Here is a 20,012-nt window from a genome sequence, read left to right on the forward strand (position 1 = left end):
ACTTAGTATGCTGCACATTGAACATCTTACAAAGGATTACGGGAACGGACAGGGGGTATTCGATATCTGTCTGGATTGTGAAAGGGGACAGATCATCGGTCTTGTTGGGAGCAACGGAAGCGGGAAAACAACGCTGATCAAAACCATCCTGCAGCTTCTGCCTTTTCAGGAGGGAACGATTACATGGAAGGGATCGGAAATCAAGGACATCTTTGATGATATAGCCTATATCACAGACACATTAAGCTTTCTGCCGGATATGAATCCAAGGACATATGGCGGCTTCCTAAAGGACTTTTATCCAAAATTTAACATGGAGCGCTACAACCGTATTTTACAGCATTTTGAAATTGACAGCCGTAAGAGGCTGAAGAAGATGTCTGCCGGACAGAAGCTGAAGGTTGAAATCGCTGCCGGTTTCTCACAGGGTGCACATCTGCTGTTACTGGATGAGCCGTTTTCCAATCTGGATGTATTCTCAAAGCAGGATTCTATCAAGATGCTGCTGAGTCTGTTAAACGATGAGGAAACGGTACTGATTTCCTCTCACGATATTGACGACATCGATAAGGTTATCGACCGGGCAGTTGTACTTCGCCGTGGCAGAATCGTTCAGGATGTCTGCATGGAGGAGCTACATGATCAGGGATTATCCTTAAAGGAATGTCTGAACGATATAGAAAAATATGATCCAAACAGAGTGAATCTTCTGTTTGAGGAAGGAAGTGATCCGCATGAAGAGCTTCCAGACGCATAGGGAGCATATTTCCAAGCTGATGTATTATCAGCTGCATCGTACAGGAAAGGTGTATGTGCTGTTTGTGGCTGTGCTGGTACTGCTGCCGCTGATTTCCATGAGTATAAAGGATATCTCGTTTTTTCAAAAGGGGTATTATAATGAATTTTTACTGACACCAACGTGTGCACTTGTATTTCCTATTGTTATATTTTTATGGCTGCTGTATTCCATCTTTGATCTGAAGCGGTTGAAATGGAAATACAATGTACAGGACCGGGAGCTGATTCTGCCGGTTTCCCGAACAGATTTAATCCTGTCCAATATATTGTTTACGTTACTGAGTCTGTATGCCTTTTATGTATTGCAAAGCATCGTATATTATGCAGGATATCAGATTTATAATTTAAAAAGTCCGCAGATATTGCTGCACAACGGATTTTTCCTGTCAATGACGCGAACGCAGTATTATACCTCTATGTTTCTGCCGTTGCATGTCAGCGGATACCTGCTACAGCTTCTGTATAGTGTGATCATATCACTATTTGTTGTTTGTATCGGAAGATTCGGTTTTCGTAGAAATAAGCTGATCCTGTTTTTAATGCTTCTGTATATTCTGATTCCGGTTCTGATCAATCTCTATGGAAGCTATTATCAGGTAAACTTATATGATATGCCTGAGGGAATTGAGAAAACCATGTTATCCTTGTATATAAAAGTTTATTATAACGGCTGGCAGCGTTTGTATCTGATACCTGTATGCGTGCTTATGTTCGCAGGCTTACTAAGAAAAACACGCCGTAAGGCATGGTAGGCAGGTGAAGAGTATGAAAAAATATTGCAGTTATCTACCGGTATGCATGCTGTGTCTGATCGTCTTGTTATCTCAGCTGGTTTCCAGCAGACGCAATAATTTCAGCGTGGGACTCAGTACAATAGCTGAACAGGAAAATAAGGCTGTGGGGGATCCTAAAGAAATTGAAGATTTACACTACTCGTTTTATATCGCAGATGCAATCATGAATGGCAAAAGTGTTGAAAGTGGAAATGCCTGGCGCATTGATGCGAAGGGAAATCACTTCCAGGTTACCTATGAGCCTCAAAAGATGTATACTACTTACCGTTACAAAGAATCAGAAGATACTTCAACTCTTGTAGATGTTAGACCTGTCTATGATCAGGAAACAATGCCGGTATCCGATAATGTGTTGAATTGTGATACCTATTACAGTGACGGTGCACCAGTTTGTAGTTATGAAGCAGATTTGAAGCAGTTATCGTATGAAATCGTTTTTGAACAATACGATACGTCGGGTAAAAAAGCTGAAAAATTGAAAAATAACTATACGAATACGTATACACTTCTGGCAAAGAGTGGAAAAAAGGATATACCGGTTACTTACAATGAAGCATACAATAGGGGAAAGAAACAAATGTATATAAGAACAACATTCAGTGATGGGAATGCGGATGATAAATACGGGAATCTGAAAATTTATGAAGCTTCCAGGGCATCCATAGCAAAAATCCATGGTGATACGTATATCAGTATCGGTGCCCTGCAGTTCGATGTGAATTTTGATCTGGTGGAATTTGATAAGGATCCTACCGGAATTTATAAAATTGACAAGGCTGGTAAGGTATCACAAATCCTGTCGATGAATGTAAAAAAAGAGACTATTTTATATATGACGGCGTTCAAAGAACGTTTGGCAGCGGTTGTTGAAAAAAACGGGAAGCTGTACGGCCATCTGTATTCCACAAATGGAAAGCTTCTGGATGAATTCTTGTTTGAAGAAGAACTAAATCAGACAAACAGCCTCATGCTGTATGCGGAAGAGGATGCTTTAATGTATATACAAGAACCGATTTATAACAGTATGGAGCGTGATGTGCGGATATATGATATCAGCGACAATAAGCTGAAACAGATAGACCGTATGGTGCTTGCTGAAAAACAAATAACGGCATTGGATGGCTTTATGATAGATGCCATACTGCATTATGACCGGACAAAAGGCGTCCTGTATTCGATTGTCAATAATAACACTACCCTGAGCATTACAGCACAAAATAAAAAGAAGGTATTATACAGCAGCAGCTTATTCGGTGATTACAGCGATGATGATAAGCTGGCACTTGCGGACACTGTAGAGCTCACCACGGCCAATGCCTATGAAAAAATAATTTCAGATTTTTTAAATACACAGAAAAGAAATATATTTGATATTCGTTTGTTAAAGGCTGGTGATGATACATGAAAAAATACATGATGTATCTTCTTCCTGCACTGCTTCTGGCAATTCCTCTTTCTTCCGCAGTTGTATGGACACAAAGAAATAATATGCATATAGGTCTGCGGGAAACAAAGGATAATGAATTTGCGGCTCTCGGTGATGCAGATGCTATTAAAAATCTTTCCTACCGGTTTACTGTTACGGATAGTGTCAATATCTGGCGTATTGACGGCAAAGGAAATCAGCTAAAGGCAGTGTATGATCCACAAGGTAAGACTGCACAGTTTGGGGTATATGATAGTGAGGAAAGCTATCAGCTGCAGCCTGTTTTTGAGGACAGCATGAAGATGAATTCATTCATAGATAGAACTGTATCCGACGTTGATAGCCGTTGGCATATGATAGGGAGTGTAGAAGCAATCACATATCGTTTACTGCATGAGAAAAAACAATTTGATGAAAAGCCGGATGATACAGGCATATCCTTTCGCATTTCATCTCTCCTGGATGAGCGGCCATTGAACATCAGCTATGATTTTACAGAGCCGCAGGCCACGCTGCAATGCGACATGCAAAATGATACAGGCGGGGATCCGTATATGAATGCACGCATGATGGGAATGTATGAGGAAGGGCGTTATATGATTCCTGATAAATATGGGTTTTTCAATATCAATCCCATGCAATTCAGTATTGATTTTTCCCTTGTGAATATAGAAAAGAATCCGGGCGGTATTTACAAAATGGAACATGGGGTAGTAAAGAAAATTGTTTCCCTTCCACTCGGCTCTCAGGATATTCTGAGAATGACAAGTACGGATAAGCTGCTTGCCGTATTGACACTGGAGCATACAAATGAATTGTATATTCATACCTTTGACCACAGCGGGAAGGAGCTTGGAAACAAAAAGCTGCCTGTAAAGCTGGAGGATGCCACCGAGCTTCTGCTTCAGTTTGGAAAGGATCAGCAGCTGCTTGCCGGCTATCACCAAATGTTTGAAAAGGGAATTCATGTCCATGTTCTTGAACAGCGTGATCAGGGCTTGCAGCAGAAGGATGAAATTACGATACCAACGGAGCTGGCTGAAAGTACAGATCAAAAAATCCTGCAGTATGAGGATGGCATTTTATACTATCTGCAGGCAATCTACAACAATGAAGGACAGATTTATATCGGAGCTGCGAATAAGGATAAGGTTTTGTACAGCAGTGAGGTGTATGGGGAATATCAGGAGGATGAACAGCTTACGCCTCTTGACTTTTATAACCAAAAGGTATCCGCGTATGAGAAGCTGATAGCAGGCTTTACCTTTGATCGTGGAAGATCATTGGATACACTGGAGCTGTTGGAAATAAGGTAGGTGAAAACTATGACGAGGGAATTTGAAAATTTGAATCTGCTTCTGTATTACCGCTGGAAGCGAAGCTGGAAATTTTATGGAATTGTCTTTGCAATCTATTTGATTACGTGTCTGGGACTCTTGTTTATGAAGGGGGAACAGATTGGCTGGGTACGCTATGAGGTGTATTTTGGCTCACGCCCATGTCTAATCATGTTTCTTATTGCATTCAGTGTGCTTGTCGTGTATGGTGTAGCAACGCTCTTATACATGCAGCTGCGCTCAAATGCACTGCATCGTTATTTGATTCTTCCACGCTCCCGTGTAGCCTTCATGCTCTCGGAACTGCTTATGAATATCAGTGCCATCGTATTCCTGCTGTTGCTGCAGTATGCGGTGTATTATATAGGATATTGCTACTATATGACGCTTGCGCCCTTCTATAACCTGAAAAACGGTTTCTATTTATCTATTGTCAGAAGTGACATGCTGAAATACTTGTTCCCATTAACGATAACACAGCTTCTGATTATCGCATGCAGCATTGTAACGGTATCCGCAATGACCGTATATCTGGGCGTTTACTACCAGAAACTGCAGAGCTATCTTCTTTTTATAGTAGCATTTGGCTGTATCCTTTATGTGTGGGGAATCCCCTATGGCATACAGTTCTGCTTACAGCGCGGTATACAGCTGGCTCTCATGCTGCTGATTGCCGGCGTGATGGCACTGAGATTTCGATATGCAATGCTTCAGAATCAGTATGGAGGACGATAATATGAAACGGCATATGATCCTATTTCCTCTGTTGCTTGCCGCACTCTTTTTCATCAGTACCCTGCTGTATATGGCAAAGCCGCAATTTTCCCTTGTACTAAAAACAAGCAGCGGGAATATCCGGGAGGTGGAGGGTCTGCAATACAGCCTGACGCTTGCAGATGATGCCATGCGCTGGGATGTTAGTGGCAACGGTGCTGAACTCACCTATACGACTGCATTTCTGAAGGAGAATGAATCACTTTCGCTGGAATATGCGACGTTCAGCGAGGGGTTTTACCTCTATATTCCACGCTTATTGGAAGGAAAAAAGCTTACAGATTATGAATTGGAACAAAGCAAGCCTGTAGACGATATGCGCTATGAGGAACAAACAACGGCGGGTTTCTATAATGTTGATGATGTCAGCGTTGATCTGCTCGTGAAAACAGATAAAGGATATGCATGCTTTCCAAGTGGCTTGCATCAGAGCTTTCCCAATACCCGTGGCACCATCCTGCACCTGCAGGCGGATGATCAGCTGTATTTTAAAAGCAATCCCAAACGTTATGGTAAATTAAAGGGAGAGGGACTGTGGCATCCTTATACGAAGCTGAAGGATAAAACGCTTGTAACGCTATACGATGCAGGAAATGGCACCAGTGGACGATACCGTGTTTTCGAAATCGAAAAGGCCCTGCAAAGTGAGGATATGCCGGATATAAAGAAAGCAAGGCAGGAATCAAGGGTAGCTGAGTTTATTGTCTTTGATCCGTCTGTGGTTACGATTTCCGATATGATCAGCTATAACGATCAGCTGTATGTCGCTGTACAGAAAAATAACCAGAGCTGGCTTCAGCTTTATGATGTGAATGGACAGCTTATAAAGGAAGAAAAATTACAAAAAAATATCGTATTTCACCATTTTGATATACAAGAGGATAAGCTTCTCATATTGACATCCAAGAGAAATGAGAGCTATCTGGATGTGTACGATAAGGAAACGCAGATTATGAGAATAACATCTCCGATTTCTCTTGCCTCATCCAAATTGAAGCTGCAGGGGAATAAGCTGTTTGCACTGAATCTGAAGCAGCTGGAAAACTCATCGCAGCATCAGCTGGAAATCAGTGTGTTTGATTCTAAGAAGCTGGTATTTGACGGGTATGTCAGGGGAGAGTTTGAAGAGGATGAAAAGGCATATGCACATTTTAAACAGATACAAAGGGTAACTCCTGCAGAGCAGGATCAGCCGGTTATGCCGGCCGTGAAGGTTCGCGATATATATGCGTATGGCTTTAGGGAATAGACCGTAATGCGATAGTGCGGTCTTTTTCTTTGCAAAATATGCAGTAGAAAAAAAGGAAGGAATACCGTATACTTATAATATAGGAAATTAAGAATGACACAGCCAATGCGGTTGTGTTCTCACTTTATTTCCCGTAAGCATGACGTTTCATGTCAATAGCAGGAATTACAGCGATATACGTTTTCTTGGGTATCCGATATTACCACCCCATGAATGGCGTATATGAGAAAGAAGGTACACACATGAGCAATCTGCGCAAGGATCTGATTTTGTGGAGTGATACATTGCAGGACTTCCATCTTCCCCGCTGGGAGGAGCTGCCCAATTTTGATTTATATCTCGATCAGGTGATTACGCTGATTGAGGGATATCTGCAGCATCTCTTTGATGAGGAAAATGATACCATTTTAACATCCGCAATGATCAATAATTATGTAAAGCTGAAGCTGATACCCAAGGCTGAAAAAAAGCGCTATAACCGGGTACATATCGCCTATCTGATCGCTATTACCATTTTGAAACAGGTACTGACGATCAGTGAGGTAAAGCAGGGGATTGAGTATCAGGCCGGTATCAACGGTCTGAAGGAGGCATTTAATCTGTTTTGTGAAGAACAGGAAACGGCGATTAAGGCAGTCGCGGATCATATAAAGAAGCAGGACAGTGCCTTTCAACTGGAAGGGATCACTGTTCAGAATACGGCAATTAAAATGGCAACGATGTCATTTGCAGGAAAGCTTGTCGCAGAAAAGATACTCCATCTTCAAAATTCCTATACCAGACGGTTATAATGTCATATGGAAAACAGCTGCTTATCAAACAAACGATGCAGCTGTTTTTTTAATGATGATTATGTAAATGATAGGGAGGTGCTGTTCTTGCGGTTTCCACAACAAGGATGCGAATTTGTTGGAATTTTGGAAACAGGGGATCCTCAGAAAGAATCTGCTGGATGGCATTTAAGCGCTTCACACCATCCACACAACGATACCCGTTTTCCAGTCTTTTGACATGAATGGGAAAATTCAGTCCGATGCGCTTCAGACTGCAGTATAAGGCGTCCGTATATGCGCATTCATTAAATTGTATTTCATGTAAAGCAGCTGTTTCTATTTTCATAATTGCCTCTCATTCTTTGCTTTGTGTGTGACTACAGGTGTTATAGGGAAGGGGGGGAAAGCTTTTCGCTAAAAATCGCTACTGCTATCTACCCCATCGGATTGTCATGCTTATTCTATCACATTTTTAAAAGAATCTGAAGAAATCTTAAAATGATGTGATAAGTATATGAAATATGTTACAATAGGCAAAGGTGATAGGGATGAAGGATTTTTTTACGTTTTATACAGATATTAAAGATATGGCAGTACCATTTACGGCGTTCAGCCTCTACCATATGCTCTTTCTGGCAGTATCGGCTGTTGGGATTGCGGTATTGTTTTCGTATTATCGGCGCCAGGATGCCGTGATACAACGCCGTATGCAGGTGATTATGGCAGTTTATTTTCTGGTGGAGGAGCTGCTGTATACAACCTGGCTGTTTCTGTTTTGCCATGATAATGTATGGCATCAGATTCTGCCTTTGGAATTATGCTCCCTGTGCGTTTATATGAATGCACTGACAGTATATTTAAAAAGGGATACCCTGCGTTTTTTCAGTGGTGTGGTTGGTCTTTGTGCAGGCCTTGTCGCTATGCTGTATCCGGCTAATATCAGTGAATTATATCCGGTACTATCTTATCGGACAATTAACTTTTATGCATTGCATGCGGCATTCGTACTGTTTGCGCTGATTCAGCTGCAGGATCATACGCTCTTGCAATATCATTATATGAAAAAGAATTTTCTGATCATTTGTGGCATGTTCACAACTGCATTCGTTATCAATCTGAATTTACATACACAGTATATGTTTGTCGGTGTACCGCCGAAAATCAGCTTCATAGCAAGTCTGTACAAGGTAACCGGTGTAATGATGTTTCTTCCGGTTATTCTGGTCACTCTGTTTTTGATACAATGCATTGTTTTATACATACTGCGCAAGGTATACCGTGTGGATAACAGGATTGCATAAGCACACAGGAAAAAGCCATATCCGAATGTATGTAAAATGTCATAAGCGCTGTATGCTTCTTTAGCTCATAAATACGGTGGGATTTTGTTTAGGAAATATCTGAGTATTTCATCCCGGAGAGACATAGTATTTTGATTTGTGATAATTCTGTGATTTTTCAGTCAAATAAGTTTACAAATTTTACCAAAATGTAATACAATAGGTTTGTAAAGTTAAAAGGAGGATATTTGATTATGGCTAAATTTGTATGTAGTGTTTGCGGTTACGTTCATGAAGGGGATGCAGCTCCTGAATTCTGCCCAATTTGCAAGGCACCTGCTGAAAAATTCACAAAACAGGAAGGTGAAATGAGCTGGGCTGCTGAGCATGTGGTTGGTATAGCACAGGGTGCTCCAGAAGATATCATGAAGGATCTGCGTATGAACTTTGAAGGTGAATGCAGCGAAGTGGGTATGTATCTGGCAATGGCTCGCGTGGCACATCGTGAAGGATATCCTGAAATTGGTATGTATTATGAAAAAGCAGCTTATGAGGAAGCAGAGCATGCCGCAAAATTTGCAGAGCTTCTGGGTGAGGTGATTACCGATTCCACAAAGAAAAATCTGGAAATGCGTGTAGATGCTGAAAATGGCGCAACTGCAGGAAAATTTGATCTTGCAAAACGTGCAAAGGCTCTGAATCTTGATGCAATTCACGATACTGTTCATGAAATGGCTCGTGATGAGGCAAGACACGGAAAAGCATTCAAGGGTCTGCTGGATCGTTATTTTAAATAATATGCAGAACAGGCAGCTGATATGGCTGTCTTTTTTTATCTGATAAGAATTTCGTTGCGGCTAGAAGAATAAGAAAAACAGCTTTGAAGATCGGATAAAACCATATTAGAAAAGAATTATAATATAATAAAGTTAAGGGATGAAGTAACTCTGTTTGTAGATAAATAATGCTATTTAAAGGTAAACGATATCATTTGAAGAGAAATAAGAGAAATGATATGAAAATAAACAATGTCATTTGAAGGTGAACGATATAATATGAAGATTAACAATGTCATTTGAAGGTAAACAATATAATATGAAGAGTAATAATATCATTTAAAAATAAATGTCGCAATTCGTTTCTATGCTATACAATGAGATAAATATAATCGCATAGTTCATGAACATTTTCTTACAATATGGGAAGGCATTTGACATTTTCACGCAGATACGGTATACCTAAAGAAAAAGGATGGATGATATGCTGAAGCTGAACCACATCACACTGGAAAAAGAGGGACAGGAGCATCTGATTGAGGATGTGTCTTTCTGCTTTTCTGATACAGGCTTTATCAGTATACACGGGGATGATGAAGACATGCTGCTGCAGCTGGCAAGGCTTCTTTCCGGCTTTTCCAAACCGGCCTGCGGGACATTGGAATACCAGGATACTGTAATTGAGCAATTCAGCGAGGATGAGCTTTGCCGCTACCGTACCTCCTGTACGGCTTCCCTGTTTTGTGATTTTCAGCTGCTGGAACAAAGATCCGTACTGGATAATATCCATCTTACCTCTCAGGTTGATGAGCAGGAGCTAGATGAATTATTGAAGCAGTGGGGACTTTATGGGAAAAAAGAAACATGGATCGAGGATCTGGATTTCGATGATCATATTCGCATGGTTCTTCTGCGCATTTTGCTGCGTCATCCGCAGATACTCATTGTATATCCGCCAAGCTCCCCCTTTTCCGCAAGAGAATGGGGAAGGATGTATCCACTGCTGAAAAAGCTAAGCACAGAGCTTCTTGTGATTGTCATACAGGATGAAAACAGCTATACCTGGAGTGATCGTATCATTGAATTTGAAGCAGGCTATGTCATATCCGATTCCTGCGGTAAGGGAGCTGGTAAGGAAGCAGGCTTTGTTCAAGCTGTGGATTTTCATATGGAGCCTGCTATGGAAAAACGCATTTTAACCAGGCTGCATCACCGCTTTCGTCTGAAATACCTGCTGCTGATGCTCTTGCATTTAACCGCTTTTGTACTTGTATCAACCGCGGTTTTCTCTACTACACTGGATGTTACAGAGATTGAAATGCTGTATCTGAAGCAGAATAATCTCACCAGCATTGCAGTGGAAAAGCATGCGACTGGCACCAGTGGGGATATATATGAAAAAAAATATGTTCCTATGCAGGATTCCGATTTAAAAGCATTGCAGAAGGAATTACATGGGGATGTATTTGCCGACTATGTACCTGTCAATACCAGCATTGCCACACAGATAAGCTATCTTACCTCTGCGGATAACTATGCAGTAATTGAAATGAAGCATTCCGATATGGCAGGCCTACAGAACCTGTATGGCCATTATCCTGAAAATGTGTATGAGACAGCGATCACCTATCAGACTGCCCTGGATTTATTTTCAGCGACGGAAGGGATACAGGCACCTGAATTTTATTTGTATCAGACGGTAAGCTGGTATGGTCTGCCGCTGACAGTCACCGGCATTATAGATGAAAAGCAGTCAAACAGCAACCTCTCTTTGAATATGACAGGCTATGCAGGCAGTACGAGTGAGGCATCTAGTCTGAACAGCCGTTCCCTGTATGTTTATCCCGGCTTTCACAAACATCACAGTATGCAGGAGCAGCAGGCATTTGTACCTTCTCATAAACGGTTTATTGATACCCTGACCCTGCGCTCCTATGAGGTTGGCAATATATATCCGATTCCCTATGCGAACGCCTATTATTTCTATGACGGGAAACAGCTGCATCTGGATAATGACGGGAATAATGAATCTATGGTCAAAGAGGACGAGGTTCTTCTGGATTTTTCCATGGCGTTGAAGCTTGGCTATCAGTCGCGCTATATTCAGGGCTTTCGTGACGGCGGGGTTTCCTGGGATATGCGTGAGGCTGATTACTGCAGCTTTATAAAGAACTGGATCGGTAAAACGATACAGGTACAGGCATATGCGATCGATACGGCACCGGATGACAGTACTCTGATGAAGAAAACCGTTACAATCAAAGGCTTTTTGTTTCCTATCACCTGGGAGTTTGATGAGAACTATGTAAAAAGTGAGGGAAGTATTCTGATGAATAAACATGCGGTAGCTGACAGTATGCAGCCAAACAGTATGATACAGAGTGTTTATTTTCATACGGAAAAGGAAGCGGATATGCGCGGGGCATTGCAGTATCTGCGTCAGCATCCTACATATTCTGCTTTTTTCAGCCGCTCCCGTTTATTACAGTTCTTTGTAGTTGATTTAAAGAAAATGAGCTTTCTTTTGTTTATGAGCGGAGGTTGTGCGATGCTGTTATCCATCACCCTGCTTATCCATCTGTTAAATCTGATTATGGAGGATGGAAAAAAGGAAATGAGCATTTATTATATGTTTGGGGAGCATATGCATGTATTAAAGCAGTTTTATGAGCAGCATATGAGTACCCTTCTGCGCAAGCATACTATTGCCGGCTGTCTTATGGCAACCTTGGTGGTAGCTGTATTTGTGGGTATGATTTATCTGAAGCTGTCCGCAGATATTTCCATTCTGCTGTCACTGTTTTTGCCTTTACTGGTTGCGGCTGCATATTTGCTCTGCATGATTTTCCTGATTCATCAGCTTGTAAAGCGGAAATGTATTGTTGAGGAGCTGTTTTGTGATGAGGAAACCAGAAAAGTATGATAAAATAACCGGGTAAGTGAGGATGATTATGAACGAACAATTTTTAAAGCGTATGCAGCTGTATCTGCAGGAGGACTATGAGGATTATCTGAAAACACTGGATGAGGAAGCCTTTCGCGGAATCCGCGTAAATACAGCAAAAATTACGGAAACAGACTTTTTAAAGCTTGGCATATGCGATTGCCGTCCCTCTGCCATCTGCCCCCAGTCCTTTTATATACCAAAGGATTTAAAGGGGCTTGGTAATCATGTTGCGCACCTAGCAGGCTTGTTTTATATGCAGGAGCCCAGTGCATCCAGCGCTGTTGAGGTGTTGGATGTACAAAGCGGAGATTGGGTGCTTGATATGTGTGCTGCCCCCGGAGGAAAGAGTACGCAGATTGCCGCTAAGCTGAAGGACAGTGGATTTCTTGTCAGCAATGAAATTGACAGTAAGCGTGCGGGTATTCTTTTATCCAATATGGAACGTCTCGGCTTTTCCAGATGTATGATAACAAATACGCGTCCTCAGCAGATTGCCAAAGAAATGGGCGGTTGGTTTGACCGCGTTCTGGTTGATGCACCCTGTAGCGGTGAGGGAATGTTTAAAAAGCATTCCAAGGCGATGGAGGATTGGAGTGAGGAGCATGTAAAGGCCTGCGGACAGCGGCAGCAGCACATTCTGGATAGTGCCTATACAGCATTGAAGAAGGATGGCATTCTCGTATACTCTACCTGCACGTATGCGATGGAAGAAAATGAGCAGGTGGTATATGCATTCTTACAGTCGCATCCGGATATGGAGCTTGTGGACTGCGGTGTGTCCTTTGGGCGTTCCGGTCTGCCTTATGAGAAGCTGGAGCATGAAAAGCTGAGAAGGATTTTTCCTATGGATCAGGGGGAGGGGCATTTTGTAGCCAAGCTTAAAAAACACGGAAGCCAAGTGGAAAGCAGGAAAAAAGAAATGAAAACGGCTGTGGTACCACCGTTTGTGACACAGTTTCTAAAGACCTCATTATCCAAACAGCCGGCTTATCTCATGGAAAGCAACGGGCGTGTGTATGCGATGGAGCAGCCATTTCTGAAGCTGAAGGATATCCGCATTCTTCGTCAGGGGTGTCAGATCGGTGAGCTTATTAAAAATCGCCTGGAGCCGCATCAGCATTTTTATGTTTCCAATGCCTATGGCAAAGATATCCTGCAATCCTATGAAATGAACGAGGAAGAATGCCTGCTTTTCCTACAGGGTCAGCAACTTTCTGTACCCGGCTATAAAGGCTATACACAAATGCTGTGGCATGGCTATGCTGTCGGGTTTGCCAAGGGGGATGGCACTGTTTTGAAAAATAAATATCCAAAGGGACTGCGAATCCATTAAGCAGAGGTTTATTGAATGGAATATCATGACGGCGTTAAACTGCGTCGTTTTTTCTATTGAAAATAACATCATCAAACAGCTTCTCACTTCTGTCGGATAAAGTATTTTAGTGCATGGGACAGTCTGTTGGAATGGTGAGTATTGCTTACTTTAAAATAGTGAATGCACATAGGGGGGATTACAAAAATGATGCTGGGCTGTAAAGGATTCCCTTTTGGAAAACCGTTTAAGAATTTGTTGCGGTGGATAATGAAAGGGGCATCGATGTATGTTATAATGAACCAAACAGGACAGGTACTATTATCCTTGCTGCAGGGTATCATAGGAATGCAGATTGTCTTATGGACAGGAAAGGAGCAGAAAATGAAACCAAGTAAGAGAAAAATACCGGTTGGTTTATCCAATTATCGAGAAATGAAGACAGAGAAGTATTATGTGGTGGATAAATCTTTAATGATTAAAGAATTTCTGGATAGCGGTGCAAAGGTAACGTTGATTACGCGTCCGCGCCGTTTTCACCGAAATAGTGTTGATACCTTTGGTATCCAACAAGAGGCGCGCTAGTAGCGGGAAAGACACTAAATATGAGTATGCTGGCTGAATTTTTCGACCTATCAAAGGATTCCAGGTTGATTTTTGAAGATACGAAAATCATGAAAACAGAAAATGCCAGTGAAATAAATCAGTATCCTACAATCTTTTTGAGTTTTGCTAATTGCAGGGGTGATGAAGAAAATATAAAAATCAGTATCTTTTATCTATTAAGAAAAGAAATGGCAAGGTATCTTGCATTGCTTAAAAATGATACGGTTGATGAAGATTTGAGAGACAGGTATCAAAGTATGTATAAAGAAATCTGCGATAAAACGGATTTTATTTCTACAAAATTCAGTATCAGCGTGATGTGCGAATTATTAAATAAAGTATACCAGAAACCTGTAATGTTATTTATTGATGAATACGATACGCCGTTTATTGAAGCACATACTCATGAATGTTATGACAAGCTCCATAATACGCTTGCGGGTATGTTGAGCAGTGCATTAAAGGATAACCCTTATTTGCAGTATGCAATGCTGACAGGGATTCAGCGTGTTGCGAAAGAGAATATTTTCTCTGGCTTAAATAACTTAGAGGTATGTACTGTTAAAGATAAGACCTATGCTAGCTATTTTGGCTTTGTAGAAGAAGAAGTAAAAGCTATGCTGGAATACTATGGCTTCGCCTATAGTGATGCGGTAAAGGCGATGTAGGCGGTGCCCACCCATGGCGTGACGGTTATCATATCGGCGGTAAGGACATCTATAATCCTTGGTCAATTATCAACTATGTAAAGCAAGGGGAATTAACGCCATATTGGGTGAATGTCAGCTCATCTGGAATGATAAAAAAGGCGATGGAGGAAGCGGATGCGGAATTTCATGCACAATATGAGACACTGATCAGGACGAGAAAATTAGAAACGGTCGTTGATCTGCAGACATCCTTTTATGAGTATTCCAGCAATGCCAGCCTGTGGGGGCTTTTTGCACCAAAGGCGGGCATTGCCTGAATGCCGGATACTTGACGATTACAGGTGTGGATGATGGCTTGTACTCCTTGGTTGTACCAAATGAGGAAGTGATGGAGGCTTTTAAAACGCTGACATTTGACTATATGAAAAAGGATCCAGACGGATTCACAAAAATGATGCGGGGACTGACACGCAAGAATCCGCAAATGTTTTTGGAGAACTATAGAAAGTTTCTCTTAAAAACCACAAGCTATCATGACCTGATCAATGAGAACAGCTATCACACCCTGTTATTGGGGATGTGTGCATGTCTGTACGCAGATTATGAGGTAAAAAGCAATCAGGAAGCGGGAAAAGGAAGATATGATATCATCCTGCAATGTAAAACGAACAAATATCCATCATATATCATAGAGCTGAAATATCTGAAGAAAGAGGAGTATGAAAAGCGACCGGAGCTATTACAGGAAAAATGCAAAGAGGCTGTTGAACAGATAGAAGCGAATCAATACGATATTGCGATTAGCGGGAATGTAATCTATATCGCACTGGCACACAGCGGGAAAGATGTGGAAATGCAATGGATCTTGTGTGAATAGAAGCATAAAAAGTACAAAAATTCATTAGATTGGAATGTGAAAATGTTCCTTTCTTTTTTTATCAGTTTGTTATGAATACAGTAGAATACAGTTGTGATGCGATAGCTGTTTATAAGCAAAGCTCATATATCACGTACATGCAATCTAAATATATTATAAGGACAGTTTAAGGACATATCAGTAGCTACTGCATTATGTTGATTACTGGACAGTACCTGATTAGCGATGATTTAGTAGCTTGCTGATAAAACATATAGAATAACTGTGATTAAATATAGGAAAATAAAATCAGAAAAATGTATCCCTGATAGAATGGATATGTTCTCCTTCTTTCTTGTGCTTACCGCTGGTTGTTCTTTTCTAATGTTTCTTCGCTCATACCGGGAGTTCTTCTTTTTCTTTCGTCATGAATGTGATAAAATAAGGCAGGAAAGTGGTGAGAGTATGCTGATATCAGTGGAGCATCTGAGCAAGCGTCAGAATATAAAGGAAATCGTGAACGATGTGAGCTTTGCGATCGAGGAGCGCGATAAAATTGCTCTGATAGGAGTAAATGGTACCGGTAAAACAACGCTTTTACGTATAATTGCAGGCTTGGAAGCTTATGAAGAAGGAACGATCATTCGAAAAAATGGACTGCGTATTTCCTATCTGCCGCAGGATCCTGAATTTGATGAGGAGGACACAATTCTTCATCAGATTTTGTCCATGGATAAGGATATTCAGGAATTTGAAGCAAAATCAATTCTTGGAAAGCTGGGCATCCAGGATAGTTCATTGAATATAACGCATCTCAGCGGTGGACAGAGAAAGCGTGTAGCCCTGGCAAGGGCATTGTTAAAGCCGAGTGATCTGCTGATTCTTGATGAGCCTACCAACCATTTGGATAATGAAATGATTGAGTGGCTGGAAACCTATTTAATTCGTTATGCCAATGCATTGATTATGGTAACGCATGACCGCTATTTTCTGGAGCGTGTCTGTACTTCCATGATGGAAATTGATCGAGGAGCTATTTATACCTATCATGCTAATTATTCAGCATATCTGCAGGAAAAGGCAGAGCGTGAAAGTATACAGGCTGCACAGGAAAAGAAACGTCAGAGTATTCTTCGCAAGGAGCTGGCATGGATGCGTGCCGGTGTACAGGCAAGAGGAACGAAAAGCAGAGAACGTATCGAACGGTTTCATAAGCTGAATGATATGGAGGCTGTAAAGTATCAAGGCCAGGTCGTTTTGGATACAGTAACATCCCGTCTGGGTAAGAAGACCATTGAAATCAATCATATTTCAAAGGCTTATGGAAATCATGTATTGTTTCAGGATTTGAGCTATACGCTGACAAGAAATGACCGCATAGGTATCCTGGGTCCAAACGGCTGTGGTAAGAGCACGCTGCTGCATGTTCTGGCAAAGGATATGGAACCCGATCATGGCAGTGTTGTCGTAGGTGAAACTGTTAAGCTTGCCTATTTTCGTCAGGGCTGCGAAGAAATGGATATGTCGGCGAAGGTGATTGATTATATCCGTGACAGTGGTAATGAAATACGGACACTGGAGGGAACGTACAGTGCTTCCCAAATGCTCGAACGTTTTTTATTTGATTCCAGGATGCAGTATACACCGATCGCGCGATTATCCGGTGGAGAACGCCGCCGTCTGTATCTGTTAAAGATTCTGATGCAGGCACCGAATATCCTCTTTCTGGATGAGCCAACGAATGATCTGGATATTCAGACACTGCAGATTCTGGAGGATTATCTGGACAGCTTTAACGGTGCAGTGATCGTGGTATCGCATGACCGTTATTTCCTGGATCGTATCTGTGATAAAATGTTTGTATTTCAGAATGGAAGTGTACAGCAGTTCATCGGCGGCTACAGTGCTTATCTGGAGCTGGGATCCGCAGGCAAGGAGAAAAAGGAAAAGAAACGAGTGGAGCGTGTGCAGCAGCTTCCGCGGATGAGCAGTAAGGAAAAGCAGGAGCTGGAGCATATGGAAGAGGATATCGCACATCTTCAGGAGCAGCTTGATCATTTAGATACGGAAATGACTATGGCTGGGGATGATTTTAAGAAGCTTCAGGAACTGGCAGATGAGAGAGCTGCACTGGAACAGAAAATGGAAGAAAAAATGGAACGCTGGATGCTTCTGGAGGATAAGAAACAGGAAATTGAGCAGGCAAAGGGAAAATAGAAGAAAGAGAATACAGAATCAGTGATAGCGTTTACTGATTCTTTTGTTTGCTGTATGAGCATGCGTATTGATTTTACGTATACCCTTATTTGTGGTATAATGGGAAAGATTCCAAAGGAAGTGGTTCAATTTTGAAACCGGATGTGTTATACCAGACAGCTAAGAAAAAAATCCTGGATGCCCTGCCGGACATTCTTTTCTTTTTGTTTTTATTTTATGCAATCCTTGTCCTGTTCGGCGTGCAGTATGTAATCGTGGTATCCTTTGTGACGTTGCTTCATAAATTACGCAGACAGAGAAAGCAGAGTCCGCGAAGACTCCTTACCATGTTTCTCGTTCAGATGCTGTTGAGCATACTTGCATTTCTGGCCTGCCATTCACTTATTGCCTGTATCATTTTGAATATTATTGTACCGTTTCTGCTCGTTTTTCTGCAATCCTCTCAATTCAACCAAAAGGGATACATGGCAAGTGCCATGGGCTTTGTTTTTCTGCAGCTCCGTCCGGTGCCCTATGCAGATTTTCTTACCTATCTTTTGGTTATGGCATTCTCGCTGGGCTTTGCCATCTGCTGTTTACTGATCGCCTCCTACGGTCATCGAAAGCAGGATGATTACGTACTGGCAAGAAAGGGAATTGATTTACTGCAGAAGCAGATGACTGCATTCCTTCAGCAAACCAGGGATACAGCGCAGAAAAAGCAGCTGATTGAGATACAGCGCGCTTTGTATAAACAGGCATATCAGAGCCGTGGGTTTACTTATATTACGACAAAAGAGGGAAAGCTGCGATATCTGTTTGCTTTGCTTTTTCAGCGCAGCAGCTATTTCCTGGAAACGATCGATCATATTCAGGTATGCGATGAACAGCAGGAGCTTCTGCAAGCTTTTGTAGGCTTTCTTGCACATGCTGAGCATTTCACCTGTACGGATAATGCATATCTGATCCAGGAGGCACAGGAAGTATTTACACGATGTCAGAACAAACAGGATGAGGTATCTTTATTTCTCCATAATTTTCTGCAGCTTTTCCAGCAGATTTTACAGGATCTTCAAGAAAATGATAAAGAAAAGGTGCATCGAGAATGGAAGCTGCCCAAGCATCGTAAGTTTTTCACCTCCTTGCGCAGCCGTCTGCGGCTGGACAGCTTTGAATTTCGTTTCGCAAGCCGTCTTTCTCTGGTACTATTCAGCGGATTTTTGTTTGTCCGCCTTTCCAATCTAAATCATTCCTACTGGCTGGTACTCAATGCATTTCTGCTTTTACAGCCAATGTATGAGGAAAGCGCTTATCGCATGAAAACCCGGTTTATCGGAACGGTATTGGGATGCACTATCATATATATACTGCTGCCGCATTTTCCTGGCTTAGGTGCACATTTTCTATTTGCCAGTATTGTTGTATCCCTCATGTATTGCGCTACACCCGGTACCTGGATACAGGCAGTATTCTCTACCTGCTTTGCAATTACATTAACCTCGCTTGCTATGCAGGAAACAATTGCAATAGAGCTTCGTCTTGCCTATGTGGCGGCAGCGATCATCCTTGTTCTTGTCATTAACCGATTCTTTTTTCCAACAAGCAAAACCGGTCTGTTTCACGATAATATGAAACGTATGTTTCATATGCAGCATTCCTATCTACGCATCCTGCAGGCTTCGCTTTATGCACCGGTTGACTATGGCATCATTATGGATGCTCTTACCAGCTTTCATATGCTATATGATCAGATTCTGGACTACCTGCAGAGCAGAAAAGAGCCTATGGATCCATATCGTCCTATCCTGTCAGCCTTATGGCATATGACTGCGGAAATGGAACAAATGATGTTTACCATGCAGCACACCCCGCCTACTGCTGAACAGGAAAAGCAGATTCAGAGCTTTCTTCATGTATGTGATGCTCTGATACAGCAATGCGAGCACGGACAGGGACAAACAACAGAATCATTGCAATTTGATTGTGAAGGCGATAGGATACTGAAAACACTTATGGAGCGCTATTACCATCATACTGTGGATCTTAACCGTATCCTAACAGCAACGAAATGCTGAGATATATGGCTGCTCCTTTTCCTTTATGAGAGTAATTCCTGTGCTTAATCACAGGAGAATCATAAATCAATGATGCAAAAGGAGAGGATGTATTTGTTATGTCTGTGTGATTATAAGAAATACAGCATTTCTGCCAGATTGTGGAAAATGAAACCGGTAAACA

The 20,012-nt window shown here is 41.7% G+C and carries 18 protein-coding genes; 17 read left to right on the forward strand and 1 reads right to left on the reverse strand.

From position 1 onward, the window contains the following. Positions 1-7 precede the first annotated feature (7 nt). The 7 genes from GKZ87_06270 (at position 8) to GKZ87_06300 (ending at position 7,169) form a co-directional block, all read left to right on the forward strand. On the forward strand, positions 8-757 hold the full coding sequence (locus GKZ87_06270) for an ATP-binding cassette domain-containing protein (protein ID QSI25113.1): 750 nt from the start codon (positions 8-10) through the stop codon (positions 755-757). After that, complete coding sequence (locus tag GKZ87_06275) at positions 735-1,550, forward strand: sugar ABC transporter permease (GenBank protein ID QSI25114.1); 816 nt, start codon at positions 735-737, stop codon at positions 1,548-1,550. The genes GKZ87_06270 and GKZ87_06275 overlap by 23 nt, the downstream gene beginning before the upstream one ends. A 13-nt stretch (positions 1,551-1,563) precedes the next feature. Further along, positions 1,564-2,997, forward strand: coding sequence for a hypothetical protein (locus GKZ87_06280; GenBank protein ID QSI25115.1), 1,434 nt, complete (start codon positions 1,564-1,566; stop codon positions 2,995-2,997). Continuing rightward, positions 2,994-4,334: a hypothetical protein gene (locus tag GKZ87_06285; GenBank protein QSI25116.1), complete on the forward strand. Its 1,341-nt coding sequence runs from the start codon at positions 2,994-2,996 to the stop codon at positions 4,332-4,334. The genes GKZ87_06280 and GKZ87_06285 overlap by 4 nt, the downstream gene beginning before the upstream one ends. 9 nt (positions 4,335-4,343) lie before the next feature. Then, the gene (locus tag GKZ87_06290; protein QSI25117.1) at positions 4,344-5,090 is read left to right on the forward strand and encodes an alpha-mannosyltransferase; all 747 of its coding nucleotides are present in this window, start codon (positions 4,344-4,346) and stop codon (positions 5,088-5,090) included. 1 nt (position 5,091) lies between these two features. Next, positions 5,092-6,378: a hypothetical protein gene (locus GKZ87_06295; protein ID QSI25118.1), complete on the forward strand. Its 1,287-nt coding sequence runs from the start codon at positions 5,092-5,094 to the stop codon at positions 6,376-6,378. 242 nt (positions 6,379-6,620) lie between these two features. Further along, entirely contained in the window at positions 6,621-7,169 is a 549-nt protein-coding gene (locus GKZ87_06300; GenBank protein QSI25119.1) for a DUF1836 domain-containing protein, read from the forward strand. 49 nt (positions 7,170-7,218) lie between these two features. Here GKZ87_06300 and GKZ87_06305 read toward each other — a convergent pair whose 3' ends face one another. After that, complete coding sequence (locus GKZ87_06305; protein QSI25120.1) at positions 7,219-7,497, reverse strand: hypothetical protein; 279 nt, start codon at positions 7,495-7,497, stop codon at positions 7,219-7,221. A gap of 202 nt (positions 7,498-7,699) precedes the next feature. Between GKZ87_06305 and GKZ87_06310 the strand changes: the two genes are divergently transcribed. The 10 genes from GKZ87_06310 (at position 7,700) to GKZ87_06355 (ending at position 19,849) form a co-directional block, all read left to right on the forward strand. After that, entirely contained in the window at positions 7,700-8,452 is a 753-nt protein-coding gene (locus GKZ87_06310; protein ID QSI25121.1) for a hypothetical protein, read from the forward strand. 233 nt (positions 8,453-8,685) lie between these two features. Further along, positions 8,686-9,228: an NADH peroxidase gene (locus tag GKZ87_06315; protein ID QSI25122.1), complete on the forward strand. Its 543-nt coding sequence runs from the start codon at positions 8,686-8,688 to the stop codon at positions 9,226-9,228. Positions 9,229-9,682: 454 nt separating this feature from the next. After that, positions 9,683-12,130 carry a hypothetical protein gene (locus tag GKZ87_06320; protein ID QSI25123.1) on the forward strand — a complete coding sequence of 816 codons (2,448 nt, stop codon included), beginning with the start codon at positions 9,683-9,685 and terminating at the stop codon, positions 12,128-12,130. Between the two features lie 28 nt (positions 12,131-12,158). Continuing rightward, on the forward strand, positions 12,159-13,487 hold the full coding sequence (locus tag GKZ87_06325; GenBank protein QSI25124.1) for an NOL1/NOP2/sun family putative RNA methylase: 1,329 nt from the start codon (positions 12,159-12,161) through the stop codon (positions 13,485-13,487). A 363-nt stretch (positions 13,488-13,850) separates the two neighbouring features. Next, entirely contained in the window at positions 13,851-14,051 is a 201-nt protein-coding gene (locus tag GKZ87_06330) for an AAA family ATPase (protein QSI27905.1), read from the forward strand. Positions 14,052-14,071: 20 nt separating this feature from the next. Further along, positions 14,072-14,740 (forward strand): AAA family ATPase, encoded by a 669-nt coding sequence (locus GKZ87_06335; protein ID QSI25125.1) that lies wholly within the window; start codon positions 14,072-14,074, stop codon positions 14,738-14,740. Positions 14,741-14,868: 128 nt separating this feature from the next. Beyond that, positions 14,869-15,039, forward strand: coding sequence for a hypothetical protein (locus GKZ87_06340; protein QSI25126.1), 171 nt, complete (start codon positions 14,869-14,871; stop codon positions 15,037-15,039). 11 nt (positions 15,040-15,050) lie between these two features. Continuing rightward, on the forward strand, positions 15,051-15,599 hold the full coding sequence (locus GKZ87_06345) for a hypothetical protein (GenBank protein ID QSI25127.1): 549 nt from the start codon (positions 15,051-15,053) through the stop codon (positions 15,597-15,599). Between the two features lie 444 nt (positions 15,600-16,043). Beyond that, positions 16,044-17,795, forward strand: coding sequence for an ATP-binding cassette domain-containing protein (locus tag GKZ87_06350; GenBank protein ID QSI25128.1), 1,752 nt, complete (start codon positions 16,044-16,046; stop codon positions 17,793-17,795). A gap of 131 nt (positions 17,796-17,926) precedes the next feature. Further along, complete coding sequence (locus GKZ87_06355; GenBank protein ID QSI27906.1) at positions 17,927-19,849, forward strand: FUSC family protein; 1,923 nt, start codon at positions 17,927-17,929, stop codon at positions 19,847-19,849. Positions 19,850-20,012: the final 163 nt, after the last annotated feature.

Source organism: Erysipelotrichaceae bacterium 66202529 (assembly GCA_017161075.1).
Lineage (GTDB): Bacteria > Bacillota_I > Bacilli_A > Erysipelotrichales > Erysipelotrichaceae > Clostridium_AQ.

What these genes read in the sequence shown, in the direction of transcription:
- GKZ87_06270 (QSI25113.1), top strand. Translation starts at nt 8, where the DNA reads ATGCTGCACATTGAACATCTTACAAAGGATTACGGGAACGGACAGGGG.
- GKZ87_06275 (QSI25114.1), top strand. Translation starts at nt 735, where the DNA reads ATGAAGAGCTTCCAGACGCATAGGGAGCATATTTCCAAGCTGATGTAT.
- GKZ87_06280 (QSI25115.1), top strand. Translation starts at nt 1,564, where the DNA reads ATGAAAAAATATTGCAGTTATCTACCGGTATGCATGCTGTGTCTGATC.
- GKZ87_06285 (QSI25116.1), top strand. Translation starts at nt 2,994, where the DNA reads ATGAAAAAATACATGATGTATCTTCTTCCTGCACTGCTTCTGGCAATT.
- GKZ87_06290 (QSI25117.1), top strand. Translation starts at nt 4,344, where the DNA reads ATGACGAGGGAATTTGAAAATTTGAATCTGCTTCTGTATTACCGCTGG.
- GKZ87_06295 (QSI25118.1), top strand. Translation starts at nt 5,092, where the DNA reads ATGAAACGGCATATGATCCTATTTCCTCTGTTGCTTGCCGCACTCTTT.
- GKZ87_06300 (QSI25119.1), top strand. Translation starts at nt 6,621, where the DNA reads ATGAGCAATCTGCGCAAGGATCTGATTTTGTGGAGTGATACATTGCAG.
- GKZ87_06305 (QSI25120.1), bottom strand. Translation starts at nt 7,497, where the DNA reads ATGAAAATAGAAACAGCTGCTTTACATGAAATACAATTTAATGAATGC.
- GKZ87_06310 (QSI25121.1), top strand. Translation starts at nt 7,700, where the DNA reads ATGAAGGATTTTTTTACGTTTTATACAGATATTAAAGATATGGCAGTA.
- GKZ87_06315 (QSI25122.1), top strand. Translation starts at nt 8,686, where the DNA reads ATGGCTAAATTTGTATGTAGTGTTTGCGGTTACGTTCATGAAGGGGAT.
- GKZ87_06320 (QSI25123.1), top strand. Translation starts at nt 9,683, where the DNA reads ATGGATGATATGCTGAAGCTGAACCACATCACACTGGAAAAAGAGGGA.
- GKZ87_06325 (QSI25124.1), top strand. Translation starts at nt 12,159, where the DNA reads ATGAACGAACAATTTTTAAAGCGTATGCAGCTGTATCTGCAGGAGGAC.
- GKZ87_06330 (QSI27905.1), top strand. Translation starts at nt 13,851, where the DNA reads ATGAAACCAAGTAAGAGAAAAATACCGGTTGGTTTATCCAATTATCGA.
- GKZ87_06335 (QSI25125.1), top strand. Translation starts at nt 14,072, where the DNA reads ATGAGTATGCTGGCTGAATTTTTCGACCTATCAAAGGATTCCAGGTTG.
- GKZ87_06340 (QSI25126.1), top strand. Translation starts at nt 14,869, where the DNA reads ATGATAAAAAAGGCGATGGAGGAAGCGGATGCGGAATTTCATGCACAA.
- GKZ87_06350 (QSI25128.1), top strand. Translation starts at nt 16,044, where the DNA reads ATGCTGATATCAGTGGAGCATCTGAGCAAGCGTCAGAATATAAAGGAA.